At 43.8% G+C, this 17,135-nt stretch carries 18 protein-coding genes and 1 tRNA gene; 15 read left to right on the forward strand and 4 right to left on the reverse strand.

The window, feature by feature from the left end:
* Nucleotides 1-5 precede the first annotated feature (5 nt).
* The 9 genes from M3085_RS03085 to M3085_RS03125 all read left to right on the forward strand — a co-directional run bounded on the left by M3085_RS03085 (nt 6) and on the right by M3085_RS03125 (nt 7,458).
* On the forward strand, nt 6-2,063 hold the full coding sequence (locus M3085_RS03085) for a family 20 glycosylhydrolase (protein WP_178256531.1): 2,058 nt from the start codon (nt 6-8) through the stop codon (nt 2,061-2,063).
* Nucleotides 2,064-2,177: 114 nt separating this feature from the next.
* On the forward strand, nt 2,178-2,867 hold the full coding sequence (locus M3085_RS03090; protein WP_178256530.1) for an energy transducer TonB: 690 nt from the start codon (nt 2,178-2,180) through the stop codon (nt 2,865-2,867).
* A gap of 150 nt (nt 2,868-3,017) precedes the next feature.
* Nucleotides 3,018-4,001 (forward strand): polyprenyl synthetase family protein, encoded by a 984-nt coding sequence (locus M3085_RS03095; RefSeq protein ID WP_249052252.1) that lies wholly within the window; start codon nt 3,018-3,020, stop codon nt 3,999-4,001.
* A 4-nt stretch (nt 4,002-4,005) separates the two neighbouring features.
* On the forward strand, nt 4,006-4,794 hold the full coding sequence (locus tag M3085_RS03100; RefSeq protein ID WP_191710336.1) for a TatD family hydrolase: 789 nt from the start codon (nt 4,006-4,008) through the stop codon (nt 4,792-4,794).
* Nucleotides 4,795-4,926: 132 nt separating this feature from the next.
* Nucleotides 4,927-5,014: transfer RNA gene (locus M3085_RS03105), tRNA-Ser, on the forward strand.
* A gap of 81 nt (nt 5,015-5,095) precedes the next feature.
* Nucleotides 5,096-5,896, forward strand: a complete 801-nt coding sequence (locus M3085_RS03110; protein ID WP_178257635.1) for a MotA/TolQ/ExbB proton channel family protein — start codon at nt 5,096-5,098, stop codon at nt 5,894-5,896.
* 8 nt (nt 5,897-5,904) lie between these two features.
* Nucleotides 5,905-6,372, forward strand: a complete 468-nt coding sequence (locus M3085_RS03115) for a hypothetical protein (RefSeq protein WP_178257634.1) — start codon at nt 5,905-5,907, stop codon at nt 6,370-6,372.
* A 31-nt stretch (nt 6,373-6,403) separates the two neighbouring features.
* The gene (locus M3085_RS03120; RefSeq protein ID WP_178257633.1) at nt 6,404-6,991 is read left to right on the forward strand and encodes an ExbD/TolR family protein; all 588 of its coding nucleotides are present in this window, start codon (nt 6,404-6,406) and stop codon (nt 6,989-6,991) included.
* A 2-nt stretch (nt 6,992-6,993) separates the two neighbouring features.
* Nucleotides 6,994-7,458, forward strand: a complete 465-nt coding sequence (locus M3085_RS03125; protein ID WP_178257632.1) for an ExbD/TolR family protein — start codon at nt 6,994-6,996, stop codon at nt 7,456-7,458.
* Between the two features lie 283 nt (nt 7,459-7,741).
* On the opposite strand, the gene lpxB is transcribed toward M3085_RS03125, so the two are convergent.
* Nucleotides 7,742-8,899, reverse strand: a complete 1,158-nt coding sequence (gene lpxB / locus M3085_RS03130) for a lipid-A-disaccharide synthase (RefSeq protein WP_249052253.1) — start codon at nt 8,897-8,899, stop codon at nt 7,742-7,744.
* Nucleotides 8,896-9,669 (reverse strand): 5'/3'-nucleotidase SurE, encoded by a 774-nt coding sequence (gene surE, locus M3085_RS03135; protein WP_178257630.1) that lies wholly within the window; start codon nt 9,667-9,669, stop codon nt 8,896-8,898. The genes lpxB and surE overlap by 4 nt, the downstream gene beginning before the upstream one ends.
* Nucleotides 9,670-9,897: 228 nt before the next feature.
* On the opposite strand from surE, the gene M3085_RS03140 reads away from it, so the two are divergent.
* The 5 genes from M3085_RS03140 to M3085_RS03160 all read left to right on the forward strand — a co-directional run bounded on the left by M3085_RS03140 (nt 9,898) and on the right by M3085_RS03160 (nt 15,979).
* Nucleotides 9,898-10,665, forward strand: coding sequence for a ParA family protein (locus M3085_RS03140; protein ID WP_178257629.1), 768 nt, complete (start codon nt 9,898-9,900; stop codon nt 10,663-10,665).
* A gap of 9 nt (nt 10,666-10,674) precedes the next feature.
* Nucleotides 10,675-11,571 (forward strand): ParB/RepB/Spo0J family partition protein, encoded by an 897-nt coding sequence (locus M3085_RS03145; RefSeq protein ID WP_178257628.1) that lies wholly within the window; start codon nt 10,675-10,677, stop codon nt 11,569-11,571.
* Nucleotides 11,572-11,582: 11 nt separating this feature from the next.
* Nucleotides 11,583-12,377, forward strand: a complete 795-nt coding sequence (locus M3085_RS03150; RefSeq protein ID WP_249052254.1) for a DUF5683 domain-containing protein — start codon at nt 11,583-11,585, stop codon at nt 12,375-12,377.
* 7 nt (nt 12,378-12,384) lie between these two features.
* On the forward strand, nt 12,385-13,632 hold the full coding sequence (locus M3085_RS03155; RefSeq protein ID WP_178257627.1) for a lytic transglycosylase domain-containing protein: 1,248 nt from the start codon (nt 12,385-12,387) through the stop codon (nt 13,630-13,632).
* Nucleotides 13,633-13,705: 73 nt separating this feature from the next.
* Nucleotides 13,706-15,979, forward strand: a complete 2,274-nt coding sequence (locus M3085_RS03160; RefSeq protein ID WP_178257626.1) for a RelA/SpoT family protein — start codon at nt 13,706-13,708, stop codon at nt 15,977-15,979.
* Nucleotides 15,980-16,003: 24 nt separating this feature from the next.
* Here M3085_RS03160 and M3085_RS03165 read toward each other — a convergent pair whose 3' ends face one another.
* Both M3085_RS03165 and M3085_RS03170 read right to left on the reverse strand, forming a co-directional pair.
* Entirely contained in the window at nt 16,004-16,438 is a 435-nt protein-coding gene (locus tag M3085_RS03165; RefSeq protein WP_178257625.1) for a nucleoside deaminase, read from the reverse strand.
* A 4-nt stretch (nt 16,439-16,442) separates the two neighbouring features.
* Nucleotides 16,443-16,676: a hypothetical protein gene (locus M3085_RS03170; RefSeq protein ID WP_178257624.1), complete on the reverse strand. Its 234-nt coding sequence runs from the start codon at nt 16,674-16,676 to the stop codon at nt 16,443-16,445.
* 74 nt (nt 16,677-16,750) lie between these two features.
* On the opposite strand from M3085_RS03170, the gene M3085_RS03175 reads away from it, so the two are divergent.
* Nucleotides 16,751-17,116 (forward strand): YraN family protein, encoded by a 366-nt coding sequence (locus M3085_RS03175; protein WP_191710511.1) that lies wholly within the window; start codon nt 16,751-16,753, stop codon nt 17,114-17,116.
* Nucleotides 17,117-17,135 lie beyond the last annotated feature (19 nt).

Genomic DNA, 17,135 nt, shown 5'->3' on the forward strand with positions numbered 1-17,135 from the left:
CAAACATGAAAAAATTCTTATTTCCTTTATATTGCATCGTATCTGCTTGCCTCGTGAGCAGTTGTTCCGACAAACAGGCTACCGTAGAGCTGACCCCTACCCCCTTGTCATGCACCGTAGATAACGGAACATTCAATTGGAACAATGATACTTGGATAACTCTGAAAGGAAGTGGTATAGATAGTACCATCATCAACACAGCTTTCAAAAGCAGCGGACAACTGCCGGTACAGTATGCAAAAACGGTTCCGGAACGAAACATGATTCTGCTGGAGCGTGTGGAGCAGTTACCTACTGTTCATCACCCCGAAGGATACACGCTAACGGTCCGTCCCGAAACCATCAGTATACAAGCAACTTCAGACGCCGGACTGTTTTACGGCGTACAGACGTTGCTGCAACTGGCTAAAGCCGGAGGAGGAAAAGTGCAGGCGGTAACCATCGCCGACGAACCTCGGTTTGAGTACCGCGGAATCATGCTCGATGTTTCCCGCCACTTCCGGACAATAGACTTTCTGAAAAAACAAATAGACCTGCTGGCTTCTTACAAAATCAACCGTTTGCACCTACACCTGACCGACGGTGCCGGATGGCGACTGGAAATCAAGCAATATCCCCGCCTGACGGAATTTGCCGCATGGCGTAAACCGGCCACATGGAAAGCATGGTGGGAAGGAGAACGCCAATACTGTGAACAAACCGACCCGGAAGCATACGGAGGATATTACACGCAAGACCAAATACGCGAACTGTTAGAATATGCACGCCTGCGGTGTGTTACCATTATCCCTGAAATAGAAATGCCTTCTCACTCTGAAGAGGTGCTGACGGCTTACCCCGAACTGTCATGTACACACGAGCCTTACAAGCAAGGCGACTTCTGTATCGGCAATGAAAAGACATTTGAATTTCTGGAAAACGTATTGTCAGAAGTGGTAGAGTTATTCCCCTCGCAATACATCCACATAGGCGGAGACGAAGCAAGCAAAGCATCATGGAAAACTTGTCCGCTCTGTCAGGCACGCATGAAAAAAGAAGGACTCAAAGACGTAGACGAATTACAAAGCTACCTGATTCACCGCATAGAGCGTTTTTTGAACGCAAAAGGAAAAACGCTGCTGGGATGGGACGAAATTTTGCAGGGTGGAGTGGCTCCCAACGCCGCCGTAATGTCATGGCGTGGTGAAGAAGGAGGCATCAAAGCCGTGCGCGACGGACATCCCGCCATCATGACTCCGGGAGAGTATTGTTATTTCGATGCCTACCAAGATGCTCCTTATTCGCAGCCCGAAGCCATAGGAGGATATTTGCCGCTAAACAAGATGTATGGCTACGACCCCGTGCCCGACTCATTGTCACAAGAAGAAGCTAAGTTAATAAAAGGAGTACAAGGAAACCTGTTTGCAGAATATATCCCAACAGACGAACACATGGAATACATGCTCTACCCGCGTGCCATTGCTTTGGCTGAAGTAGCATGGACACAACCTGCCAACAAATCATGGGATTCTTTCCGCCAACGTATTCTGAAAATCATCCCCGAAATAAAAGCGAAAGGATACAACACTTTTGACTACAGTCAGGAAATAGGCAACCGCAAAGAAGCATTAGAACCGATAGAACATCTGGCAAAAGACAAGCCTGTCACGTTTAATATCCCCTACTGGGAAAATTACCCTGCTAACGGAGCTAAAACCTTAACCGACGGATTGCGCGGAGGATGGAACTATAACGATAAACGATGGTTGGGCTATGTAAAAGACATGGATGTTGTAATCGATTTGGGCGAAGAAACCACACTACACTCCATCGGAGCAGACTTCATGCAAATATGCGGCCCGTATGTTTATATGCCTGCCCAAGTTATAATTTCAGTTTCGCAAGACGGAAAAGAATATAGCGAGTTAACAAAAATCGACCACAAGATAGTAAAAGACGATGCCGTATCGTTCAAAAACTTCGGGTGGACGGGAGAAACTTCTGCCCGCTACGTACGCTACCAAGCCATGCAGGGCGACATACAAGGCTCAGTTCTTTTTGTCGACGAAATCGTTGTAAAATAAAGCAGTAACCATTCGTTTAACGTATTAATGAGATTTTACCCTCAGATGTTTGGTTTTAGAAAGAAAAACCTTATATTTGCAAGATAGAGATTTATAAACCTTAATAAATTATTTATGGAAATCAAGAAATCGCCCAAAGCAGATCTGGAAAGCAAAAGAACTACCGGACTGTTAATCGGTTTTGTACTGGTTTTGGCAGCGATGTTTGTTGCTTTCGAATGGACAGAACGTGACAAAAAAATCGTAACCGACACGGGTATCACTGAGCCGATTTTTGAAGAGGAAATGATTCCTATTACGGAACAAGAAGAAAAACAACCCGAAACTCCTCCTCCACCCGAAGCCCCGAAAATGGAAGAAGTGTTGCAAATTGCCGATAACGATGCCAATGTAGAAGAATCGACAATTTCTTCCAGTGAAGAAAATAATCAAGCGGTAGAAATCAAATATGTACCGGTTGAAGTGGAAGAAGAGGAACCGGAAGAACAACAGATATTCCAAGTCGTAGAAGAAATGCCGGAGTTTCCGGGAGGTATGGCGGAATGTTTGAAATTCATCAGTAAAAACATCAAATATCCGACTATCGCACAGGAAAACGGTATTCAAGGACGTGTCATTATCCAATTTGTGGTTAATCAGGACGGCTCTATCGTTGACCCGGTGGTAATGCGTACTGTCGACCCTTATCTCGACAAAGAAGCATTACGAGTTATCCAAATGATGCCCAAATGGAAACCCGGAAAACAGCGTGGAAAACCTGTACGTGTAAAATACACTGTTCCGGTAACATTTAAATTGCAGTAAACGAGAACAGATAGGACTCTGACCTATTATCAGAGATAATTCCTATACTTCTCCATAAAAAAATGAGTAAAAGGCTTGTAAGCATCCGCATTTGAATGTTTGCAGGTCTTTTACCTTTTCACTCAAGAAGTTCTTAATACTTAATAAGATATGATACAACAAACAAGCGAACAGCTATTCAAACAAATACATAACTACATAGAAAATCTATCTTATACGCACGAACCCAAAGGTTTGTACGAACCCATAGAGTATGTTTTGTCATTAGGGGGGAAACGTCTGCGCCCCGTCTTAATGCTGTTGGCATATAATCTGTATAAGGAAGATGTAGAACAAATTTTCCCACAAGCTGCCGGAATAGAAACTTATCACAATTTCACGTTGCTGCATGACGACTTAATGGATAAAGCAGAAATGCGCAGGGGAAAACCTGTGGTTCATAAAAAATGGAACGAAAACACAGCCATCCTATCAGGAGATGCCATGGTGATACTTGCTTACCAACTCACCATGCAAGATTGCCCAACTGCATATATGCGTTCTGTAATGGAAACATTCAGCAAAACAACGCTTGAAGTATGCGAAGGACAGCAATGGGACATGGAGTTTGAAACCCGCGAAGATGTTACAATAGAAGAATACATCGAAATGATTCGTTTGAAAACTTCTGTCCTCTTAGCTGGCGCTTTAAAGATTGGGGCTATCTTAGGAGGAGCACCAGCCGAAGACGCACAATGTTTATATGACTTCGGTATCAAAATGGGATTAGCATTCCAACTACAAGATGATTATTTAGACGTGTATGGAGACCCGGCTGTTTTCGGAAAGAAAATTGGAGGTGACATCCTATGCAATAAGAAAACTTACATGCTGATAACCGCTCTGAACAGTGCGGAAGGAAACGACAAAGAGATTCTGAAATACTGGTTGGAAGCTACGGACTTCAATCCGGACGAAAAGATTGCCGCCGTTACACATATATATAATAAGGTAGGAATTGCCACTGCCTGCAAAACAGAAATCCAAAGATATTACGCTGAAGGATTGGCTCTATTAGACAAGGTTTCGGTAGAAGATTCACTCAAAGAAAACTTACGCTCATTCGTTTGTCGCTTAGTAGACCGTAAATTATAAAACCATGATAGCTTTAATAGACACACATACACACCTTTACACGGAAGAATTCGACGAAGATCGAGAACTTGCCATCATCCGTGCCAGAGAATCAGGAGTAAGCAGACTGTTTATGCCGAACATAGACGACACTACAGTTGAAGCGATGCTTTCTCTATGCGAAAACCATGACGAATGTTACCCTTTGATTGGATTACACCCCACTTCTGTAGACGAGAATTGGAAACAACGTTTAAACGTCATAAGAAAATGGTTAGATTCTGCACGCAGATTTTATGGCATCGGCGAAGTCGGGTTAGACTTGTATTGGGACAAAACTTTCCGAAAAGAACAAATGCAAGCATTGGAAACACAAATCCAATGGGCATTAGAAAAAGACTTGCCCCTGATTATCCATTGCCGTAATGCTTTCACAGATTTAATGACGGTTTTCGAACCTTACAAAGACACAAAGCTACATGGTATTTTTCATTGCTTTTCAGGAACAGAAGAAGAAGCACATAAGCTGTTGGAGTATGATGGATTTATGTTAGGCATAAACGGAGTGGTTACTTTCAAGCGAAATCTTTTGCCTGAAACCCTAAAAACCGTTCCGCTAAACCGAATCGTTTTAGAAACAGACTCCCCATACCTTGCTCCTGTTCCGTACAGAGGTAAAAGAAACGAAAGCGCTTATCTAACCAAGATAGCAGAAAAACTTGCAGAAATATACGATGTACCTACCGCAGACATTGCTTATGCTACAACGAAAAACGCTCTAAAAGTCTTCAAGAAGACAGCGAAAAACATTTAAAATTCATTAAATTTATAGGAATAATCAAAGTTTGCTAAAGTGAATGTTAGGTAAGACAAAAAAAAAGAATACATTTGTACAAGTAATCATTTGTTGTTTGCAATTTATTTATTAATTTGCATCCGATATGATGGAGAGGTGCTCGAGTGGTTGAAGAGGCACGCCTGGAAAGCGTGTATACGTCAAAAGCGTATCACGGGTTCGAATCCCGTTCTCTCCGCAACCAAAACCTAAATATAAAGAAAATAATCTGTAACTATGAATCATATCTATATTTATAATCTTAAAAATTAAACACACAATGAAAAAGTTATTTGCAATTCTTGCAGTGGTAGGAGTCTTCACATTTGGAATGACTCAAGCAGCTATGGCTCAAGACTCAACAGCTACAGCAGCTCCGGAGCAAACAGAACAAGTCGCAGCAGCAGATGAAGCAACAACTCCAGCAGTAGTTGAAGAAGGCGGTATGCACAAAGAATTAAAGACCAAATTCATCGAAGGTGATGCTGGTTTCATGTCATTGGTTGCTATCGCTTTAGTGCTTGGTTTGGCTTTCTGTATCGAACGTATCATTTACCTGAGCTTAGCTGAAGTAGATGTTAAGAAATTGATGGCTAAGGTTGAAGACGCTTTGGAAAAAGGCGATGTAGAAGGAGCAAAAACCATCTGTCGTAACACTCGTGGTCCTGTTGCTTCCATCTGCTATCAGGGATTAATGAGAATTGACGAAGGTTTGGACGTAGTAGAACGTTCGGTTGTTTCGTACGGAGGAGTACAAGCCGGTTACCTTGAAAAAGGATGTTCATGGATTACATTGTTTATCGCGATGGCTCCGTCTTTGGGATTCTTGGGAACTGTGATCGGTATGGTTATGGCATTCGACCAAATCCAGATGGCAGGTGATATTTCTCCGACAGTCGTTGCAGGTGGTATGAAGGTGGCGTTGATTACTACCATCTTCGGTTTGATTGTAGCATTGATTCTTCAGACATTCTATAACTACATCCTGTCTAAGATTGAAGCTATTACAAGCCAGATGGAAGATTCTTCTATCACATTGCTTGACTTGATTATGAAATACAACTTGAAATACAAAAAATAATAAAAACAATGGCTAAGTTATCATATAAATTATCCTACTACGTATTTTACGTCTGCATAGCGGCTATCTTGGTCGTTTTGGGACTGTTTTACTGCGTAGGGTATAATGTTACAAATGCAGCAGGCTTAACCGAGCCTACCAATACACCTGCATTGATGTACTTAATGTACGGGATGTTTGCCCTGTGTGTAGCCGTTACCGTTATAGCAGCGCTCATTCAATTCGGTAGTGCATTAAAAGACAATCCGAAAGCCGCCCTTAAATCATTTATGGGACTTATCTTGTTGGCCGTTTTGCTGATTATAACCTATAACATGGGATCTGATGAAACCATGATGCTGGGTGGAGGCGTTACGTATGACAACAAGTTCTTGTTGAAATTAACCGATATGTTCTTGTATTCTACTTATGTACTGCTTATTGTGGCAGCTATAGGTACGTTGCTGAACTTATTGGGCATATTCAAACAAAGATAACATTCATTGATTATAAAACGGAGATTGAAGTATGGCAAAGACAAAAAGAAAAGTGCCCGGAATCAATGCAAGTTCTACGGCTGATATTTCTTTTATGTTGCTTATTTTCTTCCTTATAACCACATCAATGGATACAGACCGGGGGTTGGCGAGACGTTTACCGCCACCACCGGAAAATACCGAAAACCAAGAAGACGTGATTGTGAAGGAAAGAAATGTTCTTCAGGTACGTATCAACAAGGACGACCAGTTGATGGTAGGAGGAGAATGGTTTGACATCAAGCAATTAAGAGAAAAAGCTAAGGAATTTATTTCCAACCCAAGCGATGATCCGAACTTGCCGGAAAAACATGCTAAACGTTTGCCTTTCTTCGGCGACGTTATGGTTACTGACAAGCATGTTATTTCTGTGCAAAACGACGTGGGCACAAGCTATAACATGTACATTCAAGTACAAAACGAATTGGTAGCCGCATATAATGAATTACGTAATGAGCTGGCACAAGCTCAGTTCGGAAAATCATTGGCGGAATGTTCTGAAGATGAAAAGAAGGCTATCACCGACTACTATCCTCAGAAGATTTCAGAAGCTGAACCTAAAAAATATGGAGGAAAATAAGTATGGGAAAATTTAATAAAACAGGGAAACGGGAAATGCCGGAGTTGAATACATCTTCTCTGCCCGACCTTATCTTTACCATTTTGTTCTTCTTCATGATTGTAACCACCTTGCGTGAAGTTACACTGAAAGTTCAGTTCCGGGTTCCGCAGGCTACTGAATTGGAAAAACTTGAAAAGAAATCATTGGTTTCTTTCATCTACATCGGTAAACCGATGAAAGAATACCAGAAAACGATGGGAACAACCGACCGTATTCAGCTTAATGACAAATTCGCTGAATCTTCGGAAGTACAAGATTACATCTTTCAGGAACGTGAAAACATGAAAGAAGAAGACAAACCGTTTATGACTGTTTCGTTAAAAGTAGATGCTAATACCAAAATGGGTATAGTCACTGAAGTGAAACAAGCGCTTCGACAAGCCTACGCATTGAAAATTAACTACTCAGCTACTCAACGGCAGTAATCTTAAAGTTGCAATCATAAGATTCATAAACAAAAAAAGAGAGGGGAAGAAACATTTCTTACCCCTCTTTTTTGTATCCGAGTGCCCCTTATAGCAAGACAACAAGAGAAACTACCGCTCTAATTTACCCGTCCGGCAAAAGGCGCGGGAAGAAATTCGCAGCCAGTATAAGCCGAAAAAACGCTACCGTTAGTTTCAGTCATTCCATGCGGTAGAGTTTACCAATTCTACCCATAGAACTGCTTGGTTCAACCGTTAGAGTTTTTAAGTCCCAAACAAACCCTTAACTTTTCTTTGTTACGCCGTCGGAATGAGAAATCAAAGAAGCTACAATTTTCTCTGCCGCACGTTCCGATGCTCCGGGATTCCCCAATACAGCTATCAGATTATCATAACATGCCAACATATTTTCGCGTCTCTCGCCTCCCGGAAGTATTTTCTTTAACTCCGCTTTCAAATTGCTCACAGTCATACCGTCTGCCACCAACTCTGTCACAACCTCCTTGCCGGCTATCAGATTGACTAGCGATATGTATTTTACTTTCAGAATATGCCGGCGCAGAAATGACACCAATTTACCGGCTGCCGTATAATAACATACCACTTGCGGCACACGGAAAAGAGAGGTTTCCAATGTAGCTGTCCCGCTTGTCACCAAAGCTGCTACAGACTGCTGTAAAAGACGGTAGGTCTGTCCGAATACGATTGACGTATCCGCCCCGATATACTGCCGGTAAAAAGACGATTCTATCCCCGGAGCTCCTGCCACAACAAACTGATACTCAGGAAAATCTTTCACCGCTTCTATCATACGGGAAAGGTTGTCTTTTATCTCTTGCTTCCGACTACCCGCCAAAAGTGCAACGACAGGTTTGTCCGACAAACCGTTTGCGCGGACAAAATCGGCAAACGTTTCATTGTTATTTCCACGAAACGATGAGACGGCATCAACACACGGATTGCCCACATAATCAATGGGATAACCGTGGCTTCGATAAAAATCCACCTCGAAGGGAAGAATAGAAAAAAGCCGGTCTACATCCCGCTTTATATTCTTGATGCGATACTCCTTCCACGCCCAAATTTTCGGAGAAATGTAATAATAAATCGGTATACGGGTATGCCGTTTCACATACTCGGCTATCTTCAGGTTGAACCCCGGATAGTCGACCAATATCAATACGTCGGGCTGCCATGACACAACATCCTGCTTGCAGAAATCCATGTTGCGAAAGATGGTGCGCAGGTGGAGCAATACGGGGATAAACCCCATGTATGCCAAGTCTTTATAATGACGCACCCTCGTACCTCCCACAGCCGACATCAGGTCGCCGCCGAAAAAGCGGAAATCGGCGTGCGGGTCATTCGCCTTGAGCGCCTTCATGAGGTTTGAAGCATGAAGGTCGCCCGACGCTTCTCCTACAATCAAATAATACTTCATACCTCCCAGTTCCAGCCGTTTAACTTATCCATTATCCCATAATCCGTAACGTCTATCCGCGTGGGCGTAATCGCCACGTAGCCATGCTCCAATGCCCAATGGTCGGTATCTTCCGCCTCCGGCTCATGGTTCTGATACACGCCTGTCAGCCAGTAACACTCTCCTCCGCGCGGATTGGCAACCGTAGCAAACTCATTCGTCCAGACGCCCGCTGTCTGCCGGCAAATCCGGACTCCGTTCAGTTGTTTTCCCAAAGGGATATTAACGTTCAGACAAGTACCCGCAGGCAATCCGTTTTGTAAAACTTCTTCCGTAATCCTACCCACGTAGGGCAAGGCTGCCGAAAAATCGGCATCCGCCGAATGGTCGCACAGCGAGAAACCTACCGAAGGAATTTGTTTCAGGCATCCTTCTATCACCACGCCCATCGTACCGGAGTAATGTACATTGACCGATGAATTATCGCCGTGATTGATTCCGCCGATCACCATATCGGGGCGACGCGGCACAAAATTATGCAAAGCCAGCTTCACACAGTCTACCGGCGTACCGGTACATTTATATATAATGAGTCCCGGCTCCTGCCTTACCGGGCGGCAGCGCAACGGATATTCGGAGGTTATCGCGCCGGAAGCTCCGGAACGCGGCCCGTCGGGTGCCACTACAATCAAATCAGCAATCGGGCGCAGGGTTTTAATCAGTTCATGAAGTCCTTTCGCCTCTACTCCGTCGTCGTTCGAAAGCAGAATAAGCGGTCTTTCTTTTCCCATAATCATATCGTATGTTTATCAATCAACCGAATAAATCGGCGTAAAGTTACAACAAATCTTAATCTTCCCAAACCGAATGCGGCTTTTCACAATATTTGTCATATCTTTGCCCGTCGAAGTTATTAACAAAAGCGGCGAGTTATCAACACTTTGCCAAAAGTCATCGGCGTTTTGTTAGGTACTGTCGCCAATTATTAGTTACTTCGCAATCAGAATAAACTGATTAATATGGGAAAAATAATTGCTTTAGCCAATCAAAAAGGTGGCGTCGGCAAAACGACAACTACTATTAACTTGGCTGCATCGTTAGCTACTCTGGAGAAAAAAGTATTGGTAGTGGACGCTGACCCGCAAGCCAACGCTTCTTCAGGACTGGGAGTAGACGTTAAAGATATCGACTGTTCGATTTACGAATGTCTTATCAACCAATCGGATATCCGGGAAGCTATCTATACAACCGATATTGACGGATTAGACATCATCCCTTCTCACATCGACTTGGTAGGGGCTGAAATTGAAATGCTCAACCTTGAGAACCGTGAAAAGATTATGAAACAAGCCTTAGAGCCGATGAAAAACGAGTACGACTACATTTTGATAGACTGCTCGCCCTCATTAGGACTGATAACCATCAATGCGCTTACGGCAGCCAACTCGGTTATCATCCCGGTACAATGCGAATATTTCGCCCTCGAAGGCATCAGCAAGTTGCTGAATACCATCAAAATCATTAAAACCAAGCTGAATCCTTCGCTTGAAATAGAAGGATTTTTGCTGACAATGTTCGACTCACGCCTGCGTCTTGCCAATCAGATATACGACGAGGTGAAACGACATTTTCAGGAGCTGGTTTTTAAAACCATCATACAGCGTAACGTGAAACTAAGCGAAGCTCCGAGCCACGGGATACCTGCCATCCTTTACGATGCCGAGTCGACCGGGGCAAAGAACCACCTCGCTTTGGCAAACGAAATTATAAACCGAAACAGTAAGTAAACGAGAATTATGGCAGTACAAAAGAAATTTGCATTAGGCAGAGGACTTGACGCTCTTATTTCGAACGAGGAGATCAAGACTTCGGGGTCTTCGTCTATCAACGAAATCGAACTAAGCAAAATTTCGGTCAATCCCAATCAGCCTCGCCGTGAATTCGACCCGATAGCCTTACAGGAACTTGCTGATTCGATAGCCGAAATAGGTATCATACAGCCTATTACCCTGCGAAAATTAAACGATGACGCTTACCAAATCATAGCCGGAGAACGCCGCTACCGCGCTTCTATCCAAGCCGGAATGAAAACCATACCGGCGTATATACGCACTGCCGACGATGAGAATGTAATGGAAATGGCGCTTATCGAAAACATCCAGCGCGAAGATTTGAACTCGCTGGAAATAGCTTTGGCGTATGAACATCTCATCGAACAATATGGCTTGACGCAGGAAAAATTGAGCGAACGTATCGGAAAAAAACGAACGACCATCGCCAATTACCTCCGCCTGTTAAAGCTCCCCGCACCTATCCAAGTAGCCCTGAAGAACAAGGAAATCGACATGGGACACGCCCGCGCCTTACTGGCGTTAGACGACCCGAAAACGCAAATCCGGATTTTCAACGAAATCCTGTCGCAAGGCTATTCGGTAAGAAAGGTGGAAGAAATCGTAAAAGCCTTGTCGAGCGGCGAAAGCATAGAGTCGGGAGGAAAAAAAATAACTCCCAAAGGAGCCAAATTATCCGAAGAATACACCCTGTTACAAAATCATCTTTGCAACTTTTTCGGAACAAAGGTACAGCTTTCATGCAGCCCGAAAGGAAAAGGAAAAATCAGCATTCCGTTTAACAGCGAAGCCGATTTGGAGCGAATTATGGAGATTTTAGACTCGCTGAAACAAAACGAATAATAAAAGAAAAATTGGAACAACGTATTTTTACATACTTCATATCCATACTGTTGCTTTTGGGAATGTTGTTTTCTACAGTCCCTGAAGTCCATGCCCAGCGGGCACTGAAGCGGCGTACCGGTGTGTTGGACGCAGACTCGGTACGTATGCAAAACAGAGCAGACAGCCTCGCCCTTCTGGATACGATAGGAGCGGAAAGACAACGACGCATAGAGGCTCTGGAAGCACCGGTCGACACGACCCAACTGGCTCAACAAAACGACTCGGTGCAAAAAGCCCTTCCAAGCCCCGAAGTTCCCAAACGTTGGATTCCGAACTCGAACAAAACAGTATGGCTGGGCTTGGTTATTCCGGGAGCAGGGCAAATCTATAACCGCAAGTATTGGAAACTGCCCATCGTATATGGAGGTTTCGTAGGATGTGCATACGCCCTGACATGGAACGGCAAAATGTATAAAGATTATTCGCAAGCGTATCAAGACATCATGAGCGATAATCCGAACAACGACAGTTACATGGATTTCGTAGGAGCCGGAACGACTAAAGAAGACATACAAAACAATTTGTCGTTTTACCAAGAACGATTCAGGAGAGGTAAAGATACATACCGCCGCCAGCGCGACTTGAGTATCTTTGTGTTTATCGGAGTATATCTTTTATCGGTTATCGACGCTTATGTGGATGCCGAACTGTCGGACTTCGATATCTCGAAAGATTTAGGATTGAATTTTGAACCCACTATATTTAATGATGCTTACCGTAACCGTCCGCAAGGAATCGGCATACAGTGTAACATCAAATTTTAATACCGACATGAAGAAATTAGCCGTTACTCTATTAACCATTCTAAGCACGTCAATACTCCCGGCTCAAAACACCGTGGAAAGTATCACCGTAGAATCCGGAGCAGGAAAAGAAGAAGTGATAGGTCTGCCCGAAGGAATGCTTTCGGAAACAGACAGTCTGTATTTGGACTGGATTTCAAAAAACTATATCACGCCGAACGAGAACTGCACCATGACGGCGGAAAATCCGCAGATTAGCGACTCGCTTTACATCGACCGCTTACAGCGCATCCCTGCCATCATCGAAATGCCGTTTAACGACATTGTGAAAAAGTTTATCGAAATGTATGCTACCCGCCTGCGGCAAAAGGTTTCGTTCATGCTGAGTGCCAATAACTTCTACATGCCCATCTTTGAAGAAGCGCTCGACCTGAACGACCTCCCGCTTGAACTGAAATATCTTCCCGTGATAGAGTCCGGCTTAAACCCCACGGCTACTTCGCGACAGGGAGCTGTAGGATTGTGGCAATTCATGCTGCGCACAGGAAAGGTGTACGGACTGGAAACCACCACGCTGATAGACGAACGCCGCGACCCGATAAAATCAACACGGGCTGCCGCACGGTATCTGAAAGATTTATACGAAATATACCACGACTGGAACTTGGTTTTAGCTGCATATAACTGCGGACCGGGCACTATCAACAAAGCCATCCGCCGAGCAGGAGGTGAAACCGATTTCTGGACTATCTACAATTACCTGCCCAAAGAAACACGCGGATATGTACCTGCTTTCATCGCGGCTAACTATATCATGACCTACTATTGTGAACATAACATCAGTCCGATGGACATGACCATGCCCGAAGGCACAGATACCATCCACATCTCACGTTCACTCAATCTGAACCAAATAGCCGATGTATGTAAAATAAACATCGACAAGTTGCGCGCTTTGAATCCAGAATTCAAAAAAGATATTATCCCCGGCAATGAAAAGCCATACGCCCTGCGTTTGCCAAGCAATATGGTAAGCTATTTTATCGACCATGAGGATAGCATTTACAATTACAAACCGGAAGTATATCAAAAACGCCGCAGCACGGTAGATGTAAAAGACATTCCGGCAAGCAAAGCCGTATACCACCGCATCCGCAATGGAGAAACTTTAGGCGGAATAGCCCAACGTTACGGAGTAAGCGTAAATCAGCTTCGGCGGCTGAATGGAATCAGAGGAAGCAACATCCGTGCAGGAAAATCAATTCGCATCCGTTAAAAGTTAAGTATATTCTTGCATATTTCTTTATTTTCCCTATTTTTGCATTATTGATTATAGGAAAGGGAGAAGTATGACTGACGACGACAAACTTACACAGGAACAGGCAGATGAAAAACAAATAAACGAGGCCTTTCAAGAATTACTTGACAGATATTTAGAAAGTAAACATCGCAAGAAAGTTGAAATCATAACCAAAGCTTTCAACTTCGCCAAACAAGCTCACAAAGGAGTACGCAGACGTTCTGGAGAACCTTATATCCTGCATCCGATAGCAGTCGCACGTATTGCCTGCTGCGAAATAGGATTAGGCTCTACTTCCATTTGTTCTGCCCTGCTGCATGACGTCGTAGAGGATACTGACTATACCGTAGAAGACATCGAAAACCTGTTTGGACATAAAATTGCCCAAATCGTAGACGGACTGACCAAAATATCAGGTGGAATATTCGGCGATCGGGCTTCGGCACAGGCTGAAAACTTCAAAAAGCTGTTGCTGACCATGAATGACGATATCCGGGTTATCCTGATAAAGATAGCCGACCGTCTTCATAACATGCGTACGCTTGGCTCCATGCTGCCGAGCAAACAATATAAGATAGCCGGGGAAACCCTTTATATTTATGCACCTTTGGCGAACCGATTAGGGCTAAACCGCATCAAAACAGAATTAGAAGATTTAAGTTTCAAGTACGAACATCCGGAAACTTACCAGCAGATACAAAGCAAACTGCAAGCCACTCAAGCCGAACGCGAAAGTGTATTCGAAGAATTCACTGCCCCCATCCGTGCCCAATTAGACAAAATGGGTATATCGTACCGGATCATGGCACGAATCAAATCTCCCTATTCCATTTGGAATAAGATGCAGAATAAGCATATCACGTTCGAGGAAATCTACGATATCTTGGCGGTACGTATCATCTTCACTCCCCGCAACGAAGAAGAAGAGTTAAACGACTGTTTCGATATTTATGTAGCAATATCGAAAATATACAAGCCGCATCCCGACCGACTACGCGACTGGGTAAGCCATCCCAAAGCCAATGGTTATCAGGCACTCCACGTTACCCTTATGAGTAATAAAGGACAATGGATAGAGGTTCAAATCCGAAGCGAACGCATGAATGATGTTGCAGAACAAGGATTTGCCGCACATTGGAAATACAAAGAAGGTGGAGGAAGCGAAGACGAAGGCGAACTCAGCAAGTGGCTGAAGACCATTAAGGAAATATTGGACGACCCGCAACCCGACGCTTTGGATTTTCTCGATACCATCAAGTTAAATCTTTTTGCTTCGGAAATATTCGTATTTACCCCCAAAGGAGAAATCAAAACCATGCCACAAAACTGTACGGCATTAGACTTTGCGTTCTCTATCCATACGTTCTTGGGAAGTCACTGTATCGGTGCCAAAGTCAATCACAAACTGGTTCCGCTCAGCCATAAATTGCAAAGCGGAGACCAAGTGGAAATCTTAACTTCAAAGTCTCAGAAAGTTCAGCCCGCATGGATAAACTTTGCTACAACCGCTAAGGCCAAAGCAAAGATTTTATCTATACTGAAACGTGAACGCCGTGAGTTCCAGCAGCAAGGAGAAGATTTGTTGCACGACTTCTTCCAAAATGAAGGTATCGAAGCCAGCGAAGAAAACATTCAAAAGCTATGCAAACTCCACAATGTAAAATCAACGGAGGAATTGCATTACCAGATTGGACAGAAGATTATCACCTTAGGTGATGCCGACCGTAACGAACTGAAGGAAAAGCCCTCTCCTACCAGTTGGAAGAAATATATCTCTTTTGCTTTCGGAAACAATAAGACGAAAGGCACGGAACAGACATCAAGCGAACCTACACCGGAAATCGACAAGAAAAAAGTAGTAAAACTTACGCCCGATGCCATTCAGAAAAACTACATCATAGCCGATTGCTGCAAACCGATACCGGGCGATGACGTGTTAGGATATATCGACGATAACAACCGGATTATTATCCATAAACGCCAGTGTCCGATAGCCACGCAACTGAAAACCAGCTTCGGGAACCGCTTGCTTGCCGTACAGTGGGAAACAGGAAAAGCATTGTATTTTCCGGTTAATGTTTATTTGAAAGGGATTGACAGCATTGGTATATTAAACCAAGTTACTCAAATCATATCCCAACAGTTGAATGTGAATATTCATAAGTTGAATATTGAATCGAATGATGGCATTTTTGAAGGACGTATCCAACTATATGTCCACGACGTAGATGATGTCAATACCATTTGCTCGAATCTCAAAAAGATTGAAAATATCAAGAAAGTAACCCGCATCGAGAATTTCGAAGACCAAATAACGGATTAATCAGCAGCAATACAGGACAGATTATCAACGTTTGCTGCGAAAAAAATCTTTCATCAAGCGGGTACATTCATCAACTAAAACGCCTTTCACCACTTCTGTTTTGGGGTGTAAGGCGTTTGGTGCATATTTCTGATAGCCCCGCTTTTCATCGCCCGCTCCAAACACCAGACGGCGTGTCTGCGCCCACGCTATTGCTCCCGCACACATCACGCAAGGTTCTACTGTCACGTATAGCGTACAGTCGTTCAAGTATTTCCCACCCAACGCATTGGCAGCAGCCGTTATCGCCTGCATTTCGGCATGGGCTGTTACATCCGTCAGCGTCTCTGTAAGATTATGCGCACGGGCTATGATGCGGTCACGGCAAACCACCACCGCCCCTACCGGCACCTCACCTTCTTCAGCCGCTTTTTGTGCCTCCATCAGTGCCTGCTTCATATAATACGTATCGTCTGCCATAGCTTTATCTGCGCATATCGTGTTCTTTAAACAAAGTAGGATAATCTTCTTCCATTTTCTGATGAATAAACGCAAGAATCGTCTCCCGAAGCCAGCGAGCCTTGTTCGTTATCTGATATTTCTCCAGATAACGATCTACTATCTGTACTTCTTCTTCGCTCATCAGGCAAACCATCCGCTGCTTCCGTGGCGGAACCGATGAGGGTACTTTTTTTCTCTTTTTCCCGTTATTCACCATAATTGATACAAAATTAATGCACTTTTGTCAAATTCAAAGCACAAAAATGTCTATTTTTGCAGAAAAAGGGAATAATGGCGGAACACAATGAATTAGGCAAGAAAGGTGAAGACGAAGCTGTTGCTTACCTGCAAGACCGGGGATATACGATTATTCACCGAAACTGGCATTCGGGAAAGCGTGAGCTGGACATCGTGGCGGAAAAAGACCGTGAGCTAATAGTAGCGGAAGTGAAAACACGGCGCAACGAAAGATACGGATTGCCGGAAGATGCCGTTACCAACCAGAAAATCCGCAGCATTGTAGCCTCAACGGATGCCTATCTCAAAAAATTCCAAATAGACCTGCCTGTACGGTTCGATATCATCACGGTTGTCGGAACAGAACCTCCCTACCACATCGAACACATCAAAGAAGCCTTTTTCCCACCTATCTGGTAGTAATTAAAACAGCAACATT

The sequence above is a fragment of the Bacteroides caecicola genome (assembly GCF_023337095.1).
GTDB lineage: Bacteria > Bacteroidota > Bacteroidia > Bacteroidales > Bacteroidaceae > Phocaeicola > Phocaeicola gallinarum.

Coding starts and splice junctions, on each gene's coding strand:
- M3085_RS03085 (WP_178256531.1), top strand. CDS start 6: ATGAAAAAATTCTTATTTCCTTTATATTGCATCGTATCTGCTTGCCTC.
- M3085_RS03090 (WP_178256530.1), top strand. CDS start 2,178: ATGGAAATCAAGAAATCGCCCAAAGCAGATCTGGAAAGCAAAAGAACT.
- M3085_RS03095 (WP_249052252.1), top strand. CDS start 3,018: ATGATACAACAAACAAGCGAACAGCTATTCAAACAAATACATAACTAC.
- M3085_RS03100 (WP_191710336.1), top strand. CDS start 4,006: ATGATAGCTTTAATAGACACACATACACACCTTTACACGGAAGAATTC.
- M3085_RS03110 (WP_178257635.1), top strand. CDS start 5,096: ATGAAAAAGTTATTTGCAATTCTTGCAGTGGTAGGAGTCTTCACATTT.
- M3085_RS03115 (WP_178257634.1), top strand. CDS start 5,905: ATGGCTAAGTTATCATATAAATTATCCTACTACGTATTTTACGTCTGC.
- M3085_RS03120 (WP_178257633.1), top strand. CDS start 6,404: ATGGCAAAGACAAAAAGAAAAGTGCCCGGAATCAATGCAAGTTCTACG.
- M3085_RS03125 (WP_178257632.1), top strand. CDS start 6,994: ATGGGAAAATTTAATAAAACAGGGAAACGGGAAATGCCGGAGTTGAAT.
- lpxB (WP_249052253.1), bottom strand. CDS start 8,899: ATGAAGTATTATTTGATTGTAGGAGAAGCGTCGGGCGACCTTCATGCT.
- surE (WP_178257630.1), bottom strand. CDS start 9,669: ATGGGAAAAGAAAGACCGCTTATTCTGCTTTCGAACGACGACGGAGTA.
- M3085_RS03140 (WP_178257629.1), top strand. CDS start 9,898: ATGGGAAAAATAATTGCTTTAGCCAATCAAAAAGGTGGCGTCGGCAAA.
- M3085_RS03145 (WP_178257628.1), top strand. CDS start 10,675: ATGGCAGTACAAAAGAAATTTGCATTAGGCAGAGGACTTGACGCTCTT.
- M3085_RS03155 (WP_178257627.1), top strand. CDS start 12,385: ATGAAGAAATTAGCCGTTACTCTATTAACCATTCTAAGCACGTCAATA.
- M3085_RS03160 (WP_178257626.1), top strand. CDS start 13,706: ATGACTGACGACGACAAACTTACACAGGAACAGGCAGATGAAAAACAA.
- M3085_RS03165 (WP_178257625.1), bottom strand. CDS start 16,438: ATGGCAGACGATACGTATTATATGAAGCAGGCACTGATGGAGGCACAA.
- M3085_RS03170 (WP_178257624.1), bottom strand. CDS start 16,676: ATGGTGAATAACGGGAAAAAGAGAAAAAAAGTACCCTCATCGGTTCCG.
- M3085_RS03175 (WP_191710511.1), top strand. CDS start 16,751: ATGGCGGAACACAATGAATTAGGCAAGAAAGGTGAAGACGAAGCTGTT.